The sequence below is a fragment of the Chitinophaga sp. Ak27 genome, from assembly GCF_012726295.1.
Classification (GTDB): Bacteria; Bacteroidota; Bacteroidia; order Chitinophagales; family Chitinophagaceae; genus Chitinophaga.
The window spans coordinates 871,227-891,180 of the sequence record NZ_JABAOB010000002.1; the positions used below are offsets into that span (position 1 = coordinate 871,227).

At 49.0% G+C, this 19,954-nt stretch carries 15 protein-coding genes; 7 read left to right on the forward strand and 8 right to left on the reverse strand.

What is annotated here, in order from left to right; translation table 11 throughout:
• The first annotated feature begins 5 nt into the window (after window positions 1-5).
• Entirely contained in the window at window positions 6-1,130 is a 1,125-nt protein-coding gene (locus HGH90_RS11220) for a glycosyltransferase family 4 protein (RefSeq protein ID WP_168762545.1), read from the forward strand.
• On the opposite strand, the gene HGH90_RS11225 is transcribed toward HGH90_RS11220, so the two are convergent.
• A complete protein-coding gene (locus HGH90_RS11225; RefSeq protein WP_168762546.1) occupies window positions 1,069-2,121 on the reverse strand; it encodes a glycosyltransferase family 2 protein in 1,053 nt (350 codons plus the stop codon). The genes HGH90_RS11220 and HGH90_RS11225 overlap by 62 nt on opposite strands.
• Window positions 2,122-2,256: 135 nt before the next feature.
• On the opposite strand from HGH90_RS11225, the gene HGH90_RS11230 reads away from it, so the two are divergent.
• Together HGH90_RS11230 and HGH90_RS11235 are read left to right on the forward strand one after the other, a co-directional pair.
• The gene (locus tag HGH90_RS11230) at window positions 2,257-3,309 is read left to right on the forward strand and encodes a serine hydrolase domain-containing protein (protein ID WP_168762547.1); all 1,053 of its coding nucleotides are present in this window, start codon (window positions 2,257-2,259) and stop codon (window positions 3,307-3,309) included.
• Between the two features lie 18 nt (window positions 3,310-3,327).
• Complete coding sequence (locus tag HGH90_RS11235) at window positions 3,328-4,485, forward strand: SGNH/GDSL hydrolase family protein (RefSeq protein ID WP_168762548.1); 1,158 nt, start codon at window positions 3,328-3,330, stop codon at window positions 4,483-4,485.
• Window positions 4,486-4,494: 9 nt separating this feature from the next.
• Here the strand turns inward: HGH90_RS11235 and HGH90_RS11240 are convergent, their stop codons facing one another.
• A complete protein-coding gene (locus HGH90_RS11240) occupies window positions 4,495-5,376 on the reverse strand; it encodes an AraC family transcriptional regulator (protein WP_168762549.1) in 882 nt (293 codons plus the stop codon).
• Between the two features lie 156 nt (window positions 5,377-5,532).
• Between HGH90_RS11240 and HGH90_RS11245 the strand changes: the two genes are divergently transcribed.
• Genes HGH90_RS11245 through HGH90_RS11260 form a run of 4 tightly spaced genes read left to right on the forward strand, consistent with a single transcriptional unit; the run spans window position 5,533 to window position 10,500 of the window.
• Window positions 5,533-6,279, forward strand: coding sequence for an SDR family NAD(P)-dependent oxidoreductase (locus HGH90_RS11245; RefSeq protein WP_168762550.1), 747 nt, complete (start codon window positions 5,533-5,535; stop codon window positions 6,277-6,279).
• 15 nt (window positions 6,280-6,294) lie between these two features.
• Entirely contained in the window at window positions 6,295-7,620 is a 1,326-nt protein-coding gene (locus HGH90_RS11250) for an alpha-L-fucosidase (protein WP_168762551.1), read from the forward strand.
• A 7-nt stretch (window positions 7,621-7,627) separates the two neighbouring features.
• On the forward strand, window positions 7,628-8,869 hold the full coding sequence (locus tag HGH90_RS11255) for an enolase C-terminal domain-like protein (protein WP_168762552.1): 1,242 nt from the start codon (window positions 7,628-7,630) through the stop codon (window positions 8,867-8,869).
• Complete coding sequence (locus HGH90_RS11260; RefSeq protein ID WP_168762553.1) at window positions 8,866-10,500, forward strand: sodium:solute symporter family transporter; 1,635 nt, start codon at window positions 8,866-8,868, stop codon at window positions 10,498-10,500. Before HGH90_RS11255 ends, HGH90_RS11260 begins: the two co-directional genes overlap by 4 nt.
• A 50-nt stretch (window positions 10,501-10,550) precedes the next feature.
• On the opposite strand, the gene HGH90_RS11265 is transcribed toward HGH90_RS11260, so the two are convergent.
• From HGH90_RS11265 to HGH90_RS11290, 6 genes are all read right to left on the reverse strand, one after another.
• Window positions 10,551-11,363, reverse strand: a complete 813-nt coding sequence (locus HGH90_RS11265; RefSeq protein ID WP_168762554.1) for an enoyl-ACP reductase — start codon at window positions 11,361-11,363, stop codon at window positions 10,551-10,553.
• A 111-nt stretch (window positions 11,364-11,474) separates the two neighbouring features.
• Window positions 11,475-12,152, reverse strand: a complete 678-nt coding sequence (locus tag HGH90_RS11270) for a DUF2625 domain-containing protein (protein WP_168762555.1) — start codon at window positions 12,150-12,152, stop codon at window positions 11,475-11,477.
• 130 nt (window positions 12,153-12,282) lie between these two features.
• Window positions 12,283-13,416: a TlpA disulfide reductase family protein gene (locus HGH90_RS11275; protein WP_168762556.1), complete on the reverse strand. Its 1,134-nt coding sequence runs from the start codon at window positions 13,414-13,416 to the stop codon at window positions 12,283-12,285.
• 17 nt (window positions 13,417-13,433) lie between these two features.
• Window positions 13,434-14,948 carry a RagB/SusD family nutrient uptake outer membrane protein gene (locus HGH90_RS11280; RefSeq protein WP_169191108.1) on the reverse strand — a complete coding sequence of 505 codons (1,515 nt, stop codon included), beginning with the start codon at window positions 14,946-14,948 and terminating at the stop codon, window positions 13,434-13,436.
• A gap of 18 nt (window positions 14,949-14,966) precedes the next feature.
• On the reverse strand, window positions 14,967-18,428 hold the full coding sequence (locus tag HGH90_RS11285) for a SusC/RagA family TonB-linked outer membrane protein (RefSeq protein WP_169191109.1): 3,462 nt from the start codon (window positions 18,426-18,428) through the stop codon (window positions 14,967-14,969).
• Window positions 18,429-18,764: 336 nt separating this feature from the next.
• Complete coding sequence (locus HGH90_RS11290; protein WP_168762559.1) at window positions 18,765-19,946, reverse strand: FecR family protein; 1,182 nt, start codon at window positions 19,944-19,946, stop codon at window positions 18,765-18,767.
• Window positions 19,947-19,954: the final 8 nt, after the last annotated feature.

The following is a 19,954-nucleotide window of genomic DNA, read 5'->3' on the forward strand; positions in this document are numbered from 1 at the left end:
ACAACATGAAGCCAAAGAAAGCCTGGTTAATATCGTTCAATGGTAAATCTTATGCCGGTGGCGTAGAGCGGGTGGTTTACTACCTCGATGAATATTTGCATAGCCGGGGTATCGAAACAAAACTGATCGATGAAGATTACCTCATTAACCACACTTTGTTTGGCCGGTTGTTTAACGGGTTGTTCAAATACCGGCATTTCAAAAAGCGCAAGGCTATTTACCTCGCGCGGTATACATCAGCCTTTCTTTGGTTAACGCGGCAACGCGGAAGAGTAGTGATTTCCCAGGGGGAGTCGGTGCCTTTTTTTCCAGCCGATGTGGCCTTTATACACGGGAGTTACCACTGCATGGAGGTAGCGTACGGGAGAACCGCACCAGGACTGAGCCGTATGGCCGCCTTACAGCAAAGGGCTTGTAAGATAGCCAGACAGATACTGGCCGTATCTGCCAAGGTAAAAGCAGACCTGGTACAGTACTACGAAACTGCCGCTGATAAAATTACGGTAGTCAATAATTGTGTGGATACCAGCAGGTTCCATCCTTTTGAAAAGCGGCAAACGGCTGTGCGTACACTCTTATATGTAGGCCGGATGGAAAGCGCAAAGGGAATGGATGTATTATTAAAACTGGCGCCGGTAATTGAACAATCGCAACACTGGCAGTTATTGATTGCCTGTAATAAATCGCCCAACAGTGCCTTATTTAACAGTTTTACCAAAACCACCGTGAAAGAAGGTCTGCTGATAGACAACATTGCAAGGGAAGCCTACGCGTTAGGCGATTTGCTGATATTGCCTTCTAAGTTTGAGGGATTTGAACTGGTAACACTTGAAGCGTTGTCCGTCGGTATACCTGTGGTGGGTAACCACGTAGGCGCTATCGGGGAATTGAAAGACCGGGGATTTCAGGGTGTTCACCTGTTGCCGGATATGTCGGTCACTGATGCTGGTACGTTAGCCTATTTCGATGAAATACTCGCTGCGTTTGAAAAAACAAACCAACCGGAAATATTACATAGGCAAGTAATGCAGGAATTTGGTATAGATCGCTATTTTGAAAAGCTCGATACTATTTTGCGGCCATTGTTTTTTCGTACCACCGGAAAAAGCGATGCGCCAGCCAGGGGCTGAGCATAGCACCGATGTTTAAAGCAACAATTCTCTTGCGATATGCCCGGTACAATCCCTTCCTGTCCATGGTAAGATCGTGTCGATGCTCCTTCAGCAGCGCAAAAAATATGGGCCAGGCCTCCTGGTGTTGTCCATTTCCTGCGACGTATATTTCCATATAGCCACCATATTGCAGTATACGGGTGTTATGATAGGCGTAATAATAGCGCCGGTATTTTTCAAAGATATTTTTTGAGAGAAGAAATTCCTTCATTAATAGGTCAGCACTGTAAAAGCTGGAAATCTTTTCTCCATTCACACGCTGTGAAGTGACGGAATGCTGGGACACTTGTTTTTCCCGGATGAAATAAGCATAAAAAGTATCCGCCAGGAATCTGATGTTGCGGGAAGCATATACCGCTTCCAGCACGAAAGGTGAATCTTCAAAAATAGATTGTCTGAAACGAATGAAATGATCTTCGATTAATGACCGGCGATATAATTTCCCCCAGGCAGCGGTATTGAGTTTGTCTTTCCGGTGCATGGCCTCACTGAAGAAGCTGGTAATAAAATCACTGTTGGTAAAACTCGCCGGCTCATAGGTCCAGGACTCCGCTTCCACGAGGGAATCGCCCTGCTGGTAAACATTTCGGAAGCCGAAACAAACAATATCCGCCGCATGTGTTTGGGCCTCGTTGACACAACTGGCTACCGTTTCCGGGTCTATCCAGTCATCACCATCTACAAAAAGCACATAATCGCCGTTGGCATGATCCAGCCCGTTATTCCGTGCAGGACCAGGCCCGGCATTTTCCTGCGAAAGAATTTTTATTACAGGGTATTGTTGTTGCAAAGATTGAAGTACAGCCAGGGAATTATCTGTTGAGCCGTCATTAACAAATATTAGTTCAGTAAAGGTATAGGTTTGATGTATAAGCGACTCCACGCAGCGCAGCAGGTAGGGCGCCACGTTATATACTGGAACTATAATACTTACTACTGGATTCGGCATATATGCTTTATTATCTGTCAATGGCCGGTAAAGATAGCTGTTTTCACCCCTGGAACAATAATATTTGCCCATCGCACGTTGGAAAAGCTACTATTTATTTATTAGTTTCACACTTACACTGTTATACACTGTTACATGAAAAGCATTACTATCTGTCTTTATGGCTGTTTAATCGCCCTATTGCTGGCCAGCTGCACCAAAAGCGAATCTCAAACCATGGTCGCACAAGGGTATGGAGATATCGATAAAGTATTGATGGATTCCGTGCCGGCCGTATTTGGCGGAAAGGCATATGTAGCCATTCATGTGGATGGTAAAACAGTATATGCCAGGGGATTTGGCGGATACGACGGGGGAACCCGCCAACTGATCGCCTCCTGCTCCAAATGGTTGTCGGCAGCCGTGTTAATGAGCCTGGTAGATGAAGGGAAAATTAAGCTGACAGATACCGTAGGCAAATTCCTGCCGATATTCACTACCTATCACAAAGGAAATATTACCATTGCCCAACTGTTTTCCCATACTTCCGGTTTCCCGGGCAACTCCACACAGGGTTACGAATCGAATGTGCTGATCACGCTCACGCAAGCGGCCGACCTGATCGCCAAAAATGTGGACTTGCTCAATCCTCCCGGCACCACCTTTTATTATGGCGGTGTAAGCATGCAGGTAGCCGGCCGTATCTGTGAAGTGGCTTCCGGTATGGACTGGAAAACGCTGGCAGCCAACAAAATATTTACGCCCTGTGGCATGACCAATACCGACTTCGGACTTACGGCCAACCCACAGATTGCTGGTGGCGCCCGCAGCACGCCCGACGACTATATGCGCTTCCTCGACATGCTGATGAACAAGGGTGTAACGGCCACGGGTACACGGATACTCAGTGAAGCCGCTATAGACGCCATGGAGCAGAGCCAGACAAGTAATGTGACCGTAGCATATTCGCCTTACCCGGCCTCCATCATCAATACCAGAAATATTTACGGCATCGGCAACTGGCGCGATGTAACCGGCCCTGGAGATGTACTGATAGAAAACAGCAGCCCAGGCGCTTTTGGCAGCCATCCCTGGGTCAACCGCGGTAAGAAAATGACCGGGTTCGTATTTACTTTCATTACCGGCAACGGATACCTGGTAACCATGCCTACCTGCCTCAAAGTGAGAAGCCTGGCCAGAAGCAAATAGATTTAATCCACATAAGTTATGATCAGAAAGTTTGTATGGCTGTTGCTGAGTATAGCCGTTACCGTTACTGCACAGGCGCAGGATAAGTACGTTACATTTTATGGCTCACTCAATAATGCCTGGTACCATATCCAACCCGGTAAGAAAGCCACCGTTACTTTCCTGGGCGGCTCTATCACCAATATGAACGGCTGGCGCTCTAAGGTATGCGATTACCTGGGCGCTGCTTATCCCAGCACCGCTTTTCGTTTTATTAATGCAGGTATCCCTTCCCTGGGTAGCCTGCCTCATGCTTTTCGCTTCGAAGATGATGTGCTGAAAAAAGGCACTACTGACCTGCTTTTTATAGAAGCAGCCGTTAACGACCGCGTAAACGGGACTAATGAACTTACGCAGCGCCGCGCTATGGAAGGCATTATCCGCCATGCGCTGGCAGCCAATCCGCAAATGAATATCGTACTGATGGCCTTTGTGGACGAAGATAAAATGGCCGATTACCACGCGGGGAAAGTGCCGGTGGAAGTGCAGGTACACGAGGACCTGGCTAAGCGGTATCACCTGCCATTTATCAACCTGGCCAAAGAAGTTACAGACCGTATCGACGCGCACGAGTTTACCTGGAAAGAAGACTTTAAAGACCTGCACCCATCGCCATTTGGACAAACGCTCTATTTTAATACGATCAAGCGCATGCTGGATACCGCTTTTAGCCGTCCTGTTCCAAAACGGTTGACCAGCGCTGTGATGCCCAAAGCCGCCGATCCGCTCAATTATGAGCGCGGCGGATACGTGGATATTCATGTCGCCACCAATAAGAATGGGTTTACGATCAATGAGTCCTGGGAACCGTCCGACAAAGTAGGTACCCGCGAAGGTTTTGTGAAAGTGCCTATGCTGGTATCTTCCGGTGCTCATGCATCGGTGGAATTTCCTTTCACCGGCCGTACCGTGGGAATTGGGATTGTTTCGGGGCCTGGTGCCGGCACTATCAGTTACAGCATCGACGGAGGTCCGGTACAGCAGAAAGATCTGCGCACCCAATGGAGCAAAAGCCTTTACCTGCCCTGGTTCCTCATCCTGGGAGATGATCTGAAGGCTGGCAAACACGTATTGAAGATCGTAACGGGCGATGCGGCGGAAGTAACCAGGATTGTACATTTCCTGGTCAATAGATAGGAGGGTACGCTAGTAACCCTCCGCCTGGATTTCTTTTTTATAATCCCTGGGTGTTTTCCCTTTTAGCCTTTTGAAGAAGCGATTAAAATGGGTGATATTGCGATACCCGCATTTGTCCGATAGTTCGGCCATCGATATTTCTTTCTCCTGTAATAGCCGGCAGGCATAACCAATTCGCAGCTCATTCACAAAATGGGTAAATGATTTTTGGGTGCGACTTTTGAAAAACCGGCAAAAGGAGTGTACGTTGATGCCCGCTACCGCCGCTATTTCCGACAGGGGTATATCTCTCCTGAAATGACGGAAAATGTACTGGAATACATCATTCATGCGGGACTGGTCTTTGTCGTTGTACAGGTTTACATAGTTGCTGCCAGCCAGTAACCGGTATGATTTGGTATCCATCATTTTTTGCAGCAGGGTCATAAAGGAGATGGTTTTTTGAAGCTCGCCTTCCTGCAGCATATTTTGCATCAGGGCCAGTATTTCCGCTTTGGCCCTGCCCTGGAACTGGATGCCCCGTTGGGCCTTTTTTAGCCAGTTTTTAACGGCCGTAACGTTCATAAAAGGCGCCAGGTGCTCGAGGAGCTGATCCGGCGAAATATAGAGCGCCAGCGACCTTGCCTGCAATTTATCTGTTCCTTCAAAATATTTTTGTTCGTTATGCCATACATGCGGTGTTCCTGAACCGACAAAAATCATTTCCCCGCTATCAAAATATTCGACGTTGTCGCCAATAATACGGCGTCCCGCACTCTCCACCACATATACCAGCTGGCATTCCTGGTGAAAATGGAACTCGGTAGAAAAGTATGGCTGCGTAATTTCTTTGATCAGAAATACTTTCTGTGCAAGGGCTTTATCGCCCGGTATAGCAAAAACTGGCTTCATATTGTCATGTAAAAATAGATAATTTAGATAATAAAGTCAAAATAGTGTTTATTTAAGTCAATTAGGCCGGGACAAGTTGCCGTTTCACACGCTAATTTTGAATCATCCGGCGGCGTATATTTAGTGCCTGTATTTTCCACTGCTATAATCGGAGTTATGATACTGAAGAATAAAATAATTGTGATCACCGGCGGTACGGCGGGTATCGGCGAAGCCTGTGTACAGGCCTATATCCGGGAAGGAGCTACCGTGGCGGTGATCGACAAAACACCGGCTACGCTGCCGGCACCCCATCTTTTCCTGCTGGCCAACCTAAACGAAGGCAGCGCTATTCAGCAGGCCATCACTACTATCCTGCAAACGTATGGCCGCATCGACGCCATCCACAACAATGCCGGTATTGCAAGCCCGTCGAAACCCCTGCATGAAACCACAGATGCAGAGTGGGAGCAGGTGATGAATGTGAATGTAAGAGGCATTTATTATACCACCCGCTATGGTATTGAAGCACTGAAAGCCTCCAGGGGCTGCATGCTCAACACCAGCAGTATGGTGGGCGAAATAGGGCAGGAAAATCATGCCGCCTACGCCGGCAGCAAAGGAGCGGTGAATGCCCTGACCAAAGCCATGGCACTAGATTATGCTAAAGACGGGGTTCGGGTAAACGCGGTGGCGCCCGCCGGCGTATGGACTCCTATGCTGCGGCAATGGAGCCAGGAACAAGCCAATCCAGGCGACATAGAACGGTATCTCAATAACATACATGCACTCGGCTATTGCCCGGAAGCACCGGTTATCGCCGACGTATGTGCGTTCCTGTTATCTGACAACGCGTGCTTTATTACCGGCGCCATTATGCCGGTAAGTGGCGGCGCAGAACTAGGTTATAAGCACTCACTATAAAATATCTTTTCAATAATGAAGAAAGTAATCACGTTATGTTTGCTGCTATGGGCGGCCGCTGGCCACGCGCAAACCAATGCACAACTGGACCCGAAAGTACTGACCACCAAAGCGGTGATGGACCAATTCATGAGTCTGCGTTTCGGTATGTTTATCCACTGGGGACCGGTAAGCCTGCGCGGCACTGAAATAGGCTGGTCCAGGCACGTCCAGGTACCGGCAGCTGATTACGATACCTTATACCGGGCATTTAATCCTACTGAATTTAACGCCGATGAATGGGTGAAAACCGCCAGTGATGCGGGTATGAAATACCTGACCATCACCGCAAAACATCACGATGGATTTTGCCTGTGGCCGTCTGCCTATACCAACTATAACATCATGGCTACCCCCTTTAAGAAAGATGTAGTAGGATTGCTGGCCAAAGCCTGTAAGAAATATCATATCAAATTCTGTATTTACTACTCTGTGCTGGATTGGCATCACCCCGATTATCCAATCGATAATCCAAATGATACGGTGAACGGTATCCGCAAAAACGCCCATATGGAAAAGTATGTGGCCTATATGAAAAACCAGCTGGCAGAGCTGATTAAAAAATATGATCCGTATATGCTGTGGTTCGATGGTCCCTGGGAAAAGCCCTGGACACCAGCAATGGCGCTCGATATGTACGCCTATCTCAAAACACAGAAAAAAGATATTATTATCAACAACCGCTTAGGTAAAGCTTTTTCCGGAACCGGGGCAGATGGTACGCCGCATTTCCTGGGGGATTATGATACCCCGGAACAACGTATCGGCGATCTGAACATGCACACGCCGTGGGAAACCTGTATGACTATCTGCGAACAATGGGCCTGGAAACCCAACGATAAAATGAAATCATTGGCTACCTGTATCCATACCCTGGCGAAGGTGGCCGGAGGCAATGGTAACCTGTTGTTCAATGTAGGCCCCCGTCCCGATGGTTTGATGGAGCCGGAACAGGTAGCGCGTTTGAAGGAAATGGGCAGCTGGCTGCGTCAATATGGTGCTGCCATTTACAATACCCATGGCGGTCCCTGGTATCCCAACCAGCATTTTGCAGCCACCCGTAGCGGCAATAAAATCTATGTACATGTGCTGGAGGCGCCAGGGCAAACCCTCAACCTGCCTGCTTTGCCGGATGTGAAAATTACCAAAGCCTACATCATGAAAGGGGCTGCGGTAGCCATACAGCAGTCCGCCCAGTATATTACGCTGACCTTGCCGGCGACCTTACCGGATACCAATGATACCGTGATTGTATTAGAAACAGATAAACCTTCGATGAGTATTGCCCCGATAAAAATATAGTGAACACATGATTCGAAAAATAGTTGTTAAAGACGCCCGGTTCCCGCTAACGAATGGAGCTGGCAGCGATGCTGTGCACCAGCAGCCCGTATATTCTTACACGGTGGCCTGTATATACGATGATAAAGGTAACTGCGGCACTGGGCTGGCCTTCACGCTGGGGGCAGGGAATGAGCTGGTATGCGCAGCAGCCAGGTTCTACGGAGAACAGTTAATTGGTAAGGAACTAAACGAAGTGATGGCCACCTTCGGCGACTGGTTTAAGCAACGGGCAGATGAACAGCAGTTCCGGTGGCTGGGGCCACACAAGGGAGTAGTACACCTGGCGCTGGCAGCGGTTACCAATGCCTGTTACGATTTATGGGCACGGCAGCAGCAGGTGCCTTTATGGAAGTTGCTGTTGGATCTGAGCCCTGAGCAGGTGGTTAACACCCTGGATCTTTCCTATCTGGAAGAGGTATTGCCCCGTGAAGAAGCGTTGACGCTGCTCACGGACATGCAGGCTTCACGGCAGGAACGGGAAAGGATTTTGCGTACAGGTTACCCGGCCTACGATACCTCGGCCGGCTGGTTTAATTATTCCGATGACCAGCTGGAAGCCAATTGCCGGCGCGCGCTAGACAACGGCTTTAAAGCGCTGAAGTTAAAGGTAGGCGCTAAAAATCCGGACACGGATATACGAAGAGCCCATATCGTAAGAAATACAGTGGGCGCGGATATCAAGGTAATGGTAGATGCCAACCAGCAATGGAATCTTCCGCAGGCCATTGCCATTGGCAAGCGGCTGGCGGATATAAATCCCTATTGGATAGAAGAACCTACGCATCCCGATGATGTGCTGGCCCATCAAACGCTGGCCGCGGCCTTGCAGCCATTGAAGCTGGCATTGGGAGAGCATGTACCCAATAAGGTGATATTTAAAAATTACCTGCAAACAGGGTGCGCCGGCTTTATACAGGTAGATGCCGTGCGGGTAGGGGGCGTGAGTGAGTTTATTACGGTCAGCCTCCTCTGCAAGAAGTATGGTGTGCCGGTAGTGCCGCACGTAGGTGATATGGGGCAGCTGCATCAGCACCTGGTATTGTTCAATCATATTGCCATGGGGCATGAAGCATTGTTCCTGGAGCATATTCCACATTTGCGGGCACATTTCGCAGAACCGGCCAACATCACCGGCGGGTTTTACCACACGCCAGAAAGGCCGGGTAGCAGCTGTGATCTGTTGGCACTTAATACGTTTGCCGGATGATTACCACTTTAGATACCATTATCACTATTGGCTACATTGCCTTTATCGTATGGCTGGGCTTCCGGGCGGGAATGGCAGGGAAGCAGGGCGGCAATGCAGCAGGAGAGTACTTTCTGGCGGGCAAATCGTTACGCTGGCCGGTGATTGGCATGGCGCTCTTTGCCACCAATATTTCCTGCCTGCACCTGGTTAGCCTGGCCCAGAGCGGGTTTGATACCGGCCTGATAACGGGCAACTATGAATGGATGTCGGCCTTTACGCTGATCCTGTTGGCGCTGTTTTTTATTCCTTTTTATATACGTTCCGGTATTGCTACATTGCCTGATTTCCTGGAGCGCCGCTATAACCGGGCCTGCCGCGATTGGCTGGCTATCGTGTCGGTGGTATCGGCAGTGGTTATTCACATTGCTTTTTCGTTCCTGGCCGGTGGTATTGTGCTGGAAACATTGTTCGGTATCAACATGTTTACCAGCATTATCGTGATTGCTATTATTACCGGCGCCTATACAATTATGGGCGGGCTAAGGGCAGTAGTGGTCACGGAGTCGGTACAAACCATAGTATTGCTGTCAGGCGCAGTGATTATTACGGTACTGTCGTGGTGGAAGGTAGGAGGCTGGCAGCCCGTACTACAGGTATTGCAACAAGACGACGGTATGGGAAAGTTATCGATGCTGCATGGTAGTAACGATCCCAGTGGTCTCCCCTGGTATGCCATCTTCCTGGGATACCCGGTGATTGGCATCTGGTATTGGTGTGCAGATCAAACCATTGTACAACGGGTACTGGGGGCCAGGGATGAAAATCATGCAAAGGCAGGCGCTTTGTTCTGCGGGTTTATCAAAATGTTGCCGGTATTTATTTTTATCCTTCCCGGACTGCTGGCCTATGTATTATACCGGCAGGGACAACTGGATCTGAGCGCCCTGAGGGCAGCAGATGGGGTGATGCATACGAAGGGGATTTATTCGCTGATGATTACGCAACTGGTGCCACCAGGATTGGTAGGTGTGCTGGTGGCGGCGCTGTTATCGGGACTGATGAGCCAGATTTCCGGCGCGCTTAATTCTATTGCAACGTTGGTAAGTTATGATTTGTATAAACGGTATCGCCCCGAGGCGGCCGATAAGCAACTGGTGAAAATAGGCCGCTGGGCGGCAGCAATAGCGCTGGCGTTATCGTTGGCATTGCTACCGCTGCTCAACAGGTATGAGAGCCTTTTTCATGGTATCAATGATGTGATTTCACATATTGCGCCGCCCATCACTTGCGTATTTTTGCTCGGTATCTTCTGGCGCAAGGCTTCGGCGAAGTCCGCGCAATATACCTTGTGGATCGGATCTGCCCTGGGAGCAGGCGTATATGCCGTGGGTAAATTAGTGCCGGGTGGATTTATCAGCCAGGTGCCGCCGCTGATGATGGCGTTTTATCTTTTTATAGCCTGTGCGGTTTGCCAGGTAGCGCTATCATTCCTGTTCCCTGTGCAGGAGACGGCCGGAAGCGAACGCCTGTATTGGAAAAGCCCGTTGGAGCCGCTGCAATTGAAAGGATGGCCCGGGTTGGCAGATTACCGCGTACAGTCGGTACTGTTACTATCGGTGATGGCTATACTATATTGGTGCTTCCGGTAAAATGCAAAAGAGGCGGATCAATTTGATCCGCCTCTCTTTTTGCTATATTTTTATTTGGACATCTGTGCAATCACAGCTTCTGTAACCCCGGTACTGGAGAAGCCTCCGTCGTGAAACAGGTTTTGCATGGTGACCATGCGCGTGTAGTCTGAAAATAAGCTCACAGCAAATTCCGCACACTGGTCGGCGCTGGCATTACCCAGTGGCGACATCTTTTCTGAATACGCCACAAAGCCGTCAAATCCGCCAATGCCTTGTCCGGCAGTCGTCATGGTGGGGGACTGTGAGATGGTATTAATGCGTACTTTTTTCTTCATGCCATATTGGTAGCCAAAGCTGCGGGTAATGCTTTCCAGCATCGCTTTGATATCCGCCATTTCATTGTAGTTGGGAAATGCCAGGTGTGCGGCGATAAAAGTCAGCGCCACCACCGATCCCCACTCATTGATGGCGTCGTGCTTCATAGCAGTTTGCAGGATCCGGTGGAGGCTCATCCCTGAAATATCCACCGACTTATGCATGTAGTCATAGTTCAGGTTCGTATAATCGTTGCCCTTACGAACGTTTACGCTCATCCCGATGGAGTGCAGGATGAAATCTACGCCACCGCCAAAGTGTTCTTTGGTTTTGGTAAATAGATTGTCGAGATCGTCCATGTTGGTAACATCCGCGGGAATTACGGGGGCATTGCATTGTTGCGCCAGTGCATTGATTTCCCCCATGCGGACGGCCACCGGTGCATTGGTTAACACGATTTCCGCACCTTCTGCCACGCAGCGAAGAGCTGTTTTCCAGGCAATGGATTTTTCATCCAGGGCGCCGAAAATAATTCCTTTTTTACCTTTTAATAAATTGTGGGACATGACCAGATTTTAGTGTACGAGATATAATTACTACAGGGTTTAAATGTAGCCTAATTATACTTGCAGGTATCGTGGCGCCACAAATTTTAACATTTTGTGAGAAGGGTGGGGTTAATGTCCCATTTGTTGCTTCAGGTTCATTTGTAGTTGCCATAGCTCTTCCACGGGGACTGCTTTTCTGCTGACAGCATTGATATCTTTTCCTTCTTTGGAAAACAGGAAGGGATAGCTGCTGAAAGCCTGCGTGCCGTTTATTTTTGCTACGTCATTTTCCCAGCCCTGCCAGCGGAATGCCTCATAGAAGCCTGCAATATCGCCGGTGCAGCAGAAGCTGATAAAGTCGCTGTAGCTGATTTCCATATTTTCCCATTCCAGCGTATCAGGGGCAAAGTAGAAAACGCTGCCAATGCCTTCCTGTGGCGCCAATGTACCGTTGTTAATCGCAAAGAATCCCCCGATTACATCATCGGCAATCAGCAGGAAGCCTGGTTGCTCACCGCTTTGGGTAAATGATTTGCCTTCATTCCACCCTGGCAGGGTGCGGTCCAGTTTTGCATGGCCGGAGCCCAATACCCTTATCCAGCCATGATCAACGAGTAGTCCCCCGGTTTCATAAATAATAGCGCCCATTGGTGAGCGGGTAGTTACCTGCGTTTGATATAAAGCCTGTTCGGCGCGGGCCTGTTCCTTCGGAAGAATGTCAATAGGATTGCTACCTGCGTTAATCCATTCCTGCACCAGGTCCCAGCCAGGTTCTTTCGTATTAATCAATTCATTCAGCGTTCTCATGGTTGCAAGTTAAATAAAAACCGGAAGTGGGATTTAAGCAGACGATCTTTTAATAGGGAAATAATAAAAAGGCCGGTCTAAAAAGACCAGCCTTAAAATTTATTTTTATAGTTTTTTTGTTAATCACCAATCACAATCCCAGCTCCTCCAGCTTCTTGTCCAATGCGTCGCCGCGCAGGTTCCTCGCTACAATTTTACCGGTGGGGTCCAGCAGGAAGTTTTGCGGAACGGCGCGTACGCCGTATAACTTCGCTACTTCGTTATCCCAGAATTTGAGGTCGGACACATGCGTCCAGGTAAGCTGGTCGGCGTGGATGGCTTTCAGCCAGGCGTCACGTCCGTTTGGTTGATCGAGCGATACACCCAGGATGGTGAATTGTTTGTCCTTGTATTTGTTGAAGGCGGCTACTACATGCGGATTTTCTGCGCGGCAGGGGCCACACCAGCTGGCCCAGAAATCCACCAGTACGTATTTGCCGCGGAAGTCGGCCAGGCTGATGGGCTTGCCCAGGGTATCGTTTTGGGTAAATGCCGGTGCGATAGCGCCGACAGCGGTTTGTTTCCAGCTATTGATAATACTGGCTACTTCTTTTCCTTTTTTGCTGTCTTTTACTGCCGGAGACAGACTATTAAAAGCGGTGGCTATTTCATCTATATCTTCCGGGACGGAGCCGGCGAAACTCTGCAATGCATCCAGGCTCACAGGCGATTTGGGGTTGCCGGTGATGAAGGTTTTGTAGATGTTCCTTTCAGCTGCACGGATGGCCTTACCTTTTTCATCATAAGATTTTTTGAAGGCTTCTGATTTGCGGGTTTCATCGCTGGCGGCAAGGTAGTCGGTCATGAGCTGGTCCCTTTGTTCGGTAGCGCTTTTCAGCTTTGCTTGTAAACGTTGCTGATCGTCGTTCAGGCGGGAGCCTTTCACTACTGCGTTGTATACGGAGTCTTTAGCGCTCAGCGTAATGGTGCCTTTCTCAAGGTATACTGCCAGCAAATCTGATTTGTACGACATCATCCTGGTGGGAGCCGTATGGCGCAGCACCAGCGTGGCTTTTACCGGATCGGTCACTTTGCCTTTGAATTCAAAAGCGCCCTGGGTTAAGGTGGCAGAATCCCTGACTGTTTCTCCGTTGGCACGGTAGGTAAGAAACAATTTAGCGGGTTCATTCAGCGTGCCTATTTTTCCTTTCAATATAAAGTTGCCTTCCTGGGCGAAAAGCGAAGCAGGCAATACGGCCAGCATAGCTACAAAGATGTGTTTCATATTGGATTTGTTTTTGATTAAAAGGGTCTTCCATCTAACGGGATGTTCCATTGTGGATTGAATTTTAGTACCACGTTTGATATTGTGAGTATAAAGTCTTTTGAATCTACCGTTCCGGTAAATGTTGCTGTTCCCAGCTTATGTTGTATGGTTTGTTTACTCCAGGGCTTACCTGTTTCGAGGCACAGTCTTTTCAGGTCGAGGAAACGTTTGAAAGAGCCCAGTGGTAGTTCTCTTCTTCTTTCATCCAGTACCTGTTGTATCACTTCTGCCTGTGAGCCTACGGTCAGCGGTGGCGTACCCGTTTTATAACGGTAGCGGCGCAGGGTATTGAGGTCGTCGATGGCGGCAGATAAACGATTGGTGCGGGCATATCCTTCGGCGCGCATCAGTAGTAGTTCTGGATAGGAGAACCCTGCTGTCATCGTTGATTTGGAGCCGCGATAGTATTGAATGCGGTTGCCGTCGTCGTAAACAACGCCGTTGTACGTGGTTTTATAACCGGGTGCTGTTAAAAAGAAATATTTAAAGCGAAGGTCATTGGCCTGGTCATACAAGGCAATCACTTCTTCTGAAGGGTAGGAGGAAGAGGACCTTCCCGCTCCCGCGTCGATGTTGCGATAGAATAGATTTTCGCGGCTGTTGGCGGCTGTCAGGAAATTATCCTGCGCCTTAATGGTGCTGTTGATCACATTGGTAGGATCTGTCCATGAGAAGCCGTTGTAATCGTATATCAACTTATCTGTGCCGCCTGCGCTGGCAGCGGTCCAGGCTAGGTTGGCATAGTATACCACGCTGTCATATTTTTGGGTAAACAGGTGATAGTATGCCAGCAGCGCCTGTGCAGCTACTTTGGTAGGGCGCGACGGCCAGTTGGTTACCTCCGGGATATGGCCTAATGCCGCATGTACATCTTTCGAAACAAGGGCAAATGCCTGTTCTTGTGTAGATAAATCCGGTAATGCAGCGCCTACATCGGAACTGGTGACATAGGGAATCGTTTTGGTATCGTTAGGCGAGCCCGGTTTATATACCGGGCCATATACCAGGGTGGTAATAAAATAAGACCATGCCCGGTTAACCAACGCCTGCGCCACTACCCGTTTGGCATACTGCTGGTTTTCTGCCGTGAGATTGGGAATACCACGAACGCCATCTATCACATTGTTGAAATAGGCCATGGAGCGATAAGTACCCCAATCCCAGAAATAGTCGGAGGTTGACGGGTTTTTATACGGTTGCCGGTATACATAGGCCCAGTAACGATCGATGTTGGGATGGTTGTTGGCCTTGTAGCTGATGTTACCGATCCCGTCGGAAAGCGACAGGTTATCTGTTAAATATCCCAGGTTGCAACCGGTGTTATTATCGAGAAAAACCCATTGGGCAATATTTGAATTATCCAGCAGGTGGTCAAAATCCGCCACTTCCGCAGGGATCAGTTTCCCTTTGGGTTTTACGTCCAGGAATTTGCTGCAGGAGGCGAGGCTGCCTGTGATGAAGGTGAATAGAATGAGTATCGACTGTTTCATGATCGCTGCAATTAAATGTTAAAGACTGAATGATAACCCTACGTAAAACTCCGGCCTCAAAGGCAGAGAGCTGAAACCCTGTTCTGTAAATGCGCCGGTGCCGCCGGTGAGATTCAGCTCAGAAGTTTCCGGATCCCGATGATCACTGTTGGCCGTGATCATAAACAAGTTCCTGCTCTGCAGGTAGATCCGCGTGCTGGTAAAACCAATCCGTTTCAGCAGGCTGGGATTGATGTCATAAGTGAGGGTAATATCCCGCAGCTTCATATAGCTGGCGCTTTCAACCAGTATGTCTGAATAAGGGAAATAAAACATATCCATATTCCAGTCGCTGAGTTTGGGATAAATTGTTTTTGCTTCATCGCCCGGTTGTCTCCATCTTTCAGACACATGTTTGTTAAGGATATTGGATCCGCTGAAAGCATCTCTTCTCAACACGTTGCCCAGCTTGGCGATGAACATAAACGACAGGTCAAAATTGCTGATGCGGAAGGAGTTGGTCATGCTGATCGCATATTTCGGGCGCAGGGTGCCGCTGTAAAACAAATCGCCTACGGCCACATTGCCGCCGCCGCTTTTTTCTCCTTTGGCAGTATAGAACTGTGATACACCGTTGTTATCTAATCCTGCGTAACGGTAGCTGTAGAGCGCATCCAACGGGTCGCCGGCTTTTTTGATGGCGCCATTGGTAATGGAAGATGCATACTGGTAAGTGACATTATAGGTAAGTACTTTATTGTTATTGTAACTGAAATTGATGAAGGTGTTCCATATCAATCCTTTCCTGCGGATCACATCTGCATCGATGGATATTTCATAGCCAGTGTTTCTCACTTCCCCGATATTTTTGGTGAGCGAACTAAAGCCTTTGGTAGGATCGATGGCATCTGCGGCAAGCAGGTCGCTGCTGTTACGGAGGTAATAGTCGGCCGTTAAATTGATACGCCTGTTCAGCAAGGAAAGATCTACGCCAAAGTTGGTACTTTTGGTTTTTTCCCAGCGAAGGGAGTTGTTAGGGGGAGAAGAAATACCATAAGATACGTCTCCCGTATAATTGGAGTAAGATCCCGGTGCGATGATGAGGAATGGTCCTGAGTTCAGTGAAATATTCCCGTTGATACCATAGGATGCGCGCAGGTCGAGCCGGTCGATCAGCGGCACGTGGAAGAATTTCTCTTCCGCGAGTTTATAGGTACCACCTGCAGACCACAAAGGTTTGTAGCGGTAACGGGGATCGGTACCAAAGAAATTGGTTTGATCGAGCCGGATGCTACCGCTTAAAATGAAGCGGTTGTCGTACTCATACGAGCCGTTGGCATACCAGGAAACAAAACGATTATCCTGGAAGCTGTAGCTGCCTATGCTGGCGGAGGGGCTGCTGGTGCCCAGTTTATCTGCCGTGTAGTTACCAGCATTATAATCGGCATAGTTAAAAGTAGAAAACGTACCTGCCTGGTCGTTATACCCAAAGCGGGTAGGCAGGTTGTTATTGTCTGCCGTATTCCTGCTGATTTCATTACCGGCGATCGCGGAAATGCGGTGGCGGGAAGCGACCAGCTTATTGAAATTCAGTTGGGTGCGGAACATATAACTCTGGTTGAAGTTGCGGCTTTCATTCACCACGGCTCCATCCGGGATATAGTGCTTGGAAGGGTTGGTAATGGAGGTATTGTCGTCGTACCAGAGCCGTACCCGGTAAGCGCTTTTATCATACAGGGTTCTGCCCAGCAGATCGCCGCGACTCCAGGAACCGCCGGCTTCTACGTTTAGTCCTTCCAGTAGTTTTATATTAACACTGCCGCCTAAACGGATTTGAAGGGTTTTGTTGGTCGTTGTTTCCAGGCCCAGGTCTTCCAGCGGGTTATAGTATAGTGGTTTCATGCCCGACATGGCGGCGTAGCGGTCTGCTTTTTTCTGATTCTTGAATGCTATGGTTTGCGGATCGCCGGTGGCAGGGTCCGCGATCAGGTCGTAAGGCTGTATTAGCGAGGTGTTGGTAAATGCCAGCATGTCCTGCCAGCCTCTTACCGGCGCAGAAGAAGTGGCATAGTTTACGTTGGTGAATAATCTTATTCCCACACGCTTGCCGGGGCGCCAGTCGTTTTTCATGTCAAAGATCAGGCGATTGTCGGAGTTGGCAACGGTATTGTTTTGATTGGAAATATATTTTACTGCGGCATTGAGCATGCTTTTCTCGCTGCCGCCCGACATGGAGATGTTGTGCTGCTGGGTGAACTGGTTCCGGAAGTAATACTTTTCCATCTGTCCGAGTCCGTCGTTATGCTTCAGCGCTTCCAGCTGTGCGTCGGCATCTTTGTCGGTTAGCCATCCCTGTGATTTAGCCAGGAGTAGATAGTTTACGCGCGAAAGGGTGCCATAATTGTTATAAGTGGTCAGTACGTCATTGGGGTCCTGGTTATAGAGTTCAATTTCGGCATCTACAAAATCGGCTGAAGAGGCCCTGTTGAGGTACTTTAGTTCGGGTTTGAGCGTGATGCCGGTAGAGCCTTTATATTCTACCTGTAGAGCGCCTTTTCTTCCCTGCCGGGTGGTAATAACGATTACACCGTTGGAGGAGCGGGCGCCGTAAATAGAAGCGGCTACAGCATCCTTTAATACGGTGATAGATTCTATATTATCGATGTTCAGTGATTCCAGTCCGGCGGAAGTGGGATAGCCATCTACTACGAGCAGGGGGGCACTGGCGGCGGTACCCAGCAGGGTGGATACACCACGTATTTCGAGGTTGCCTTCTTTAGTGAGCACTACGCCGGTGGCTTGTCCTTCGAGGGCTGATTTTACATCCGGTTTTAATTTAGCACGGAGACGATAAGGATCGATCGTGGAAAATGAGCCGGTGGCCCTTTCCCGGGAAATCATCTGGTAGCCGGTATTCACCACATCCACGCCGGTGAGTTTGTTGTTGGAGGCTTTTAGTTGTAAACTGATAACACCACTTTTTCCTACTACCACTTCCTGTTTTTCGAAGCCGATATAGGTAAATGACAGCACGGTATTTTCATCTTTTACCACTACCGTATACTCCCCGTTGTTATTGGTTTGTGTGCCTTTGGTGGTGCCTTTTACCACTACCGAAACACCGGCGAGGGGAATTCCGTTTTCATCTGTAATGCGGCCGGAAATCACTATTTGCGCCGGTAGAACGGGTGTTGCCGGCACCCCGGCAACTGCTCTCGTTACCGTGATGGTTTTGTCGTCGATAGCATATTCCAGTCCTTGTCCCATCAGGGATACATGCAGTAGTTCCTGGATGGTTACATTTTTCAGTTCCAGGGTCACGGGCCTGGTACTTTGCAGCGCATCGTAATTATAAAATACGATGTAACCGGTTTGCCGGTTGATGTTGGTAAATACCGTTGACAGCGGTGTGTTTTTCAAGGACATACTCACTCTTTGAGCCACGCCTTTGGCGCTGATTTGCAGTGCGCCAGCCATTAGTAATAAAGCAGATAACCTCATGATCCTCCAAATTTTGGTTGGCTGATAGTTTTTTTTCATTGAACCGGCATGTGCCGGTAAGTAAGATCTGCATTGGTGGTGCGGTTCTGATGTATTGATGTGCTGATGACCAGGTTTGCGCTGTGGCGCACAAAGGTTCCCTTCTCTGTTTTGGAACAAAGCAGTTAAAATCATACATTTGATTTCGGTGATAAAAATGAGTTTACACGAATAATTTATTGCCTGTAACCAGTGATGTTTGCCCATCACTGGTTTTTTAATGGCATTGGTTTTTAGCAGTACTTTCTCAATTCAATAATTGGTTGATTTAATGTGTTAAAAAATCGGGTGTTGATGCTATCGTAAAACGGTTATTTTTCTTCCTTCTATCTTAAATGCTACCTGGTTTTTCTCCAGGATATTCAGTACGCGCGACAAGGGCAGGCTGCGCTGCATACCGCCCCCAAAGCGCATAGCGGGTGGTGCGCCTTCATATACTACTTCAATATCGTACCACCGTTCCAGTTGTCGCATAACGGTGGTAATATCTGCGCGCTCAAAAATGAAGAAGCCATTTTTCCAGGCCACCGCTTCGGATATATCCACGTTGGTAACGGTGATATTGTTATCGGCCGGAATACGGGCCTGTTGCCCTGGTTGCAGTTTTTTTACCACCCCGTTCCTGCTCACGTTTACTGCGCCTTCGAGCAGCGTCACTGCCATGGCTTGTTCGTTGGTGTACGCCATCACATTGAAATGTGTGCCCAGTACAGCGATCTCCGTTCCGTTCACTTTCACGAGGAATGGTTTCCCGGGCATGGATGCTACTTCAAAATACCCTTCTCCCGTAAGTTCCACCAACCGGTTATGGCCGGTAAAAGCAGTAGGGAAATGCAGGGAGCTGGCCGCATTCAGCCACACTTTGCTACCATCGGGCAGTGTAAGCTGGTACTGCCCGCCCCGGGGCGTGGTGAGGGTATTATAAGTCACTGTCGCCGCCGCAGCCGCGGCTTTGTACAATACCTGTCCGTTTTGCAGTTTAATAATGCTGGTGCTGCCCTGTTTACCCAGCGTATCATTCTTGGCATCATCCAGCGTGATGGAGGAGCCATCCGATAGGATGAGGATGGCTTTATTACTACCGGGTGGCACATCATTTTTATACCGTATAGCTACAGCGGGCAGGGACTTCGCGGCGGGGGCAGGCTTCATCAGCCACCAGCCGGCGGTGACCAGTATTATACCCGTAACGGCAGCCGCCGCAGCCCACCACCAACGCGCCGTCAATGGCGCCTTTGACGTACCCACAAATGGCAGGGTAATATCCGACGCGGTAATGCTTTTCAGCAATTCGTTGCGGGCAGCGGTGTTTGTTTGCTCTTCAGCGGGCGCCTGCCACATCAGGTCGGTCAGTGCGGCCATAAACAGTTCCATGTTGCTGTCGTCTTTCAGCAAATCGTACAGTTCCTCCTGTTCTGCTACCGTTTCCTTACCGGAAAGCCGCTGTTGTAATAAAAAAATAATCCTTTGCTCCTGCATGCTGATAG

Excerpts from the sequence above, each read along its gene's own strand:
- HGH90_RS11270 (WP_168762555.1), bottom strand. The coding sequence starts at position 12,152 with ATGAGAACGCTGAATGAATTGATTAATACGAAAGAACCTGGCTGGGAC.
- HGH90_RS11230 (WP_168762547.1), top strand. The coding sequence starts at position 2,257 with ATGAAAAGCATTACTATCTGTCTTTATGGCTGTTTAATCGCCCTATTG.
- HGH90_RS11290 (WP_168762559.1), bottom strand. The coding sequence starts at position 19,946 with ATGCAGGAGCAAAGGATTATTTTTTTATTACAACAGCGGCTTTCCGGT.
- HGH90_RS11250 (WP_168762551.1), top strand. The coding sequence starts at position 6,295 with ATGAAGAAAGTAATCACGTTATGTTTGCTGCTATGGGCGGCCGCTGGC.
- HGH90_RS11220 (WP_168762545.1), top strand. The coding sequence starts at position 6 with ATGAAGCCAAAGAAAGCCTGGTTAATATCGTTCAATGGTAAATCTTAT.
- HGH90_RS11285 (WP_169191109.1), bottom strand. The coding sequence starts at position 18,428 with ATGAGGTTATCTGCTTTATTACTAATGGCTGGCGCACTGCAAATCAGC.
- HGH90_RS11245 (WP_168762550.1), top strand. The coding sequence starts at position 5,533 with ATGATACTGAAGAATAAAATAATTGTGATCACCGGCGGTACGGCGGGT.
- HGH90_RS11260 (WP_168762553.1), top strand. The coding sequence starts at position 8,866 with ATGATTACCACTTTAGATACCATTATCACTATTGGCTACATTGCCTTT.
- HGH90_RS11255 (WP_168762552.1), top strand. The coding sequence starts at position 7,628 with ATGATTCGAAAAATAGTTGTTAAAGACGCCCGGTTCCCGCTAACGAAT.
- HGH90_RS11225 (WP_168762546.1), bottom strand. The coding sequence starts at position 2,121 with ATGCCGAATCCAGTAGTAAGTATTATAGTTCCAGTATATAACGTGGCG.
- HGH90_RS11235 (WP_168762548.1), top strand. The coding sequence starts at position 3,328 with ATGATCAGAAAGTTTGTATGGCTGTTGCTGAGTATAGCCGTTACCGTT.
- HGH90_RS11280 (WP_169191108.1), bottom strand. The coding sequence starts at position 14,948 with ATGAAACAGTCGATACTCATTCTATTCACCTTCATCACAGGCAGCCTC.
- HGH90_RS11265 (WP_168762554.1), bottom strand. The coding sequence starts at position 11,363 with ATGTCCCACAATTTATTAAAAGGTAAAAAAGGAATTATTTTCGGCGCC.
- HGH90_RS11275 (WP_168762556.1), bottom strand. The coding sequence starts at position 13,416 with ATGAAACACATCTTTGTAGCTATGCTGGCCGTATTGCCTGCTTCGCTT.
- HGH90_RS11240 (WP_168762549.1), bottom strand. The coding sequence starts at position 5,376 with ATGAAGCCAGTTTTTGCTATACCGGGCGATAAAGCCCTTGCACAGAAA.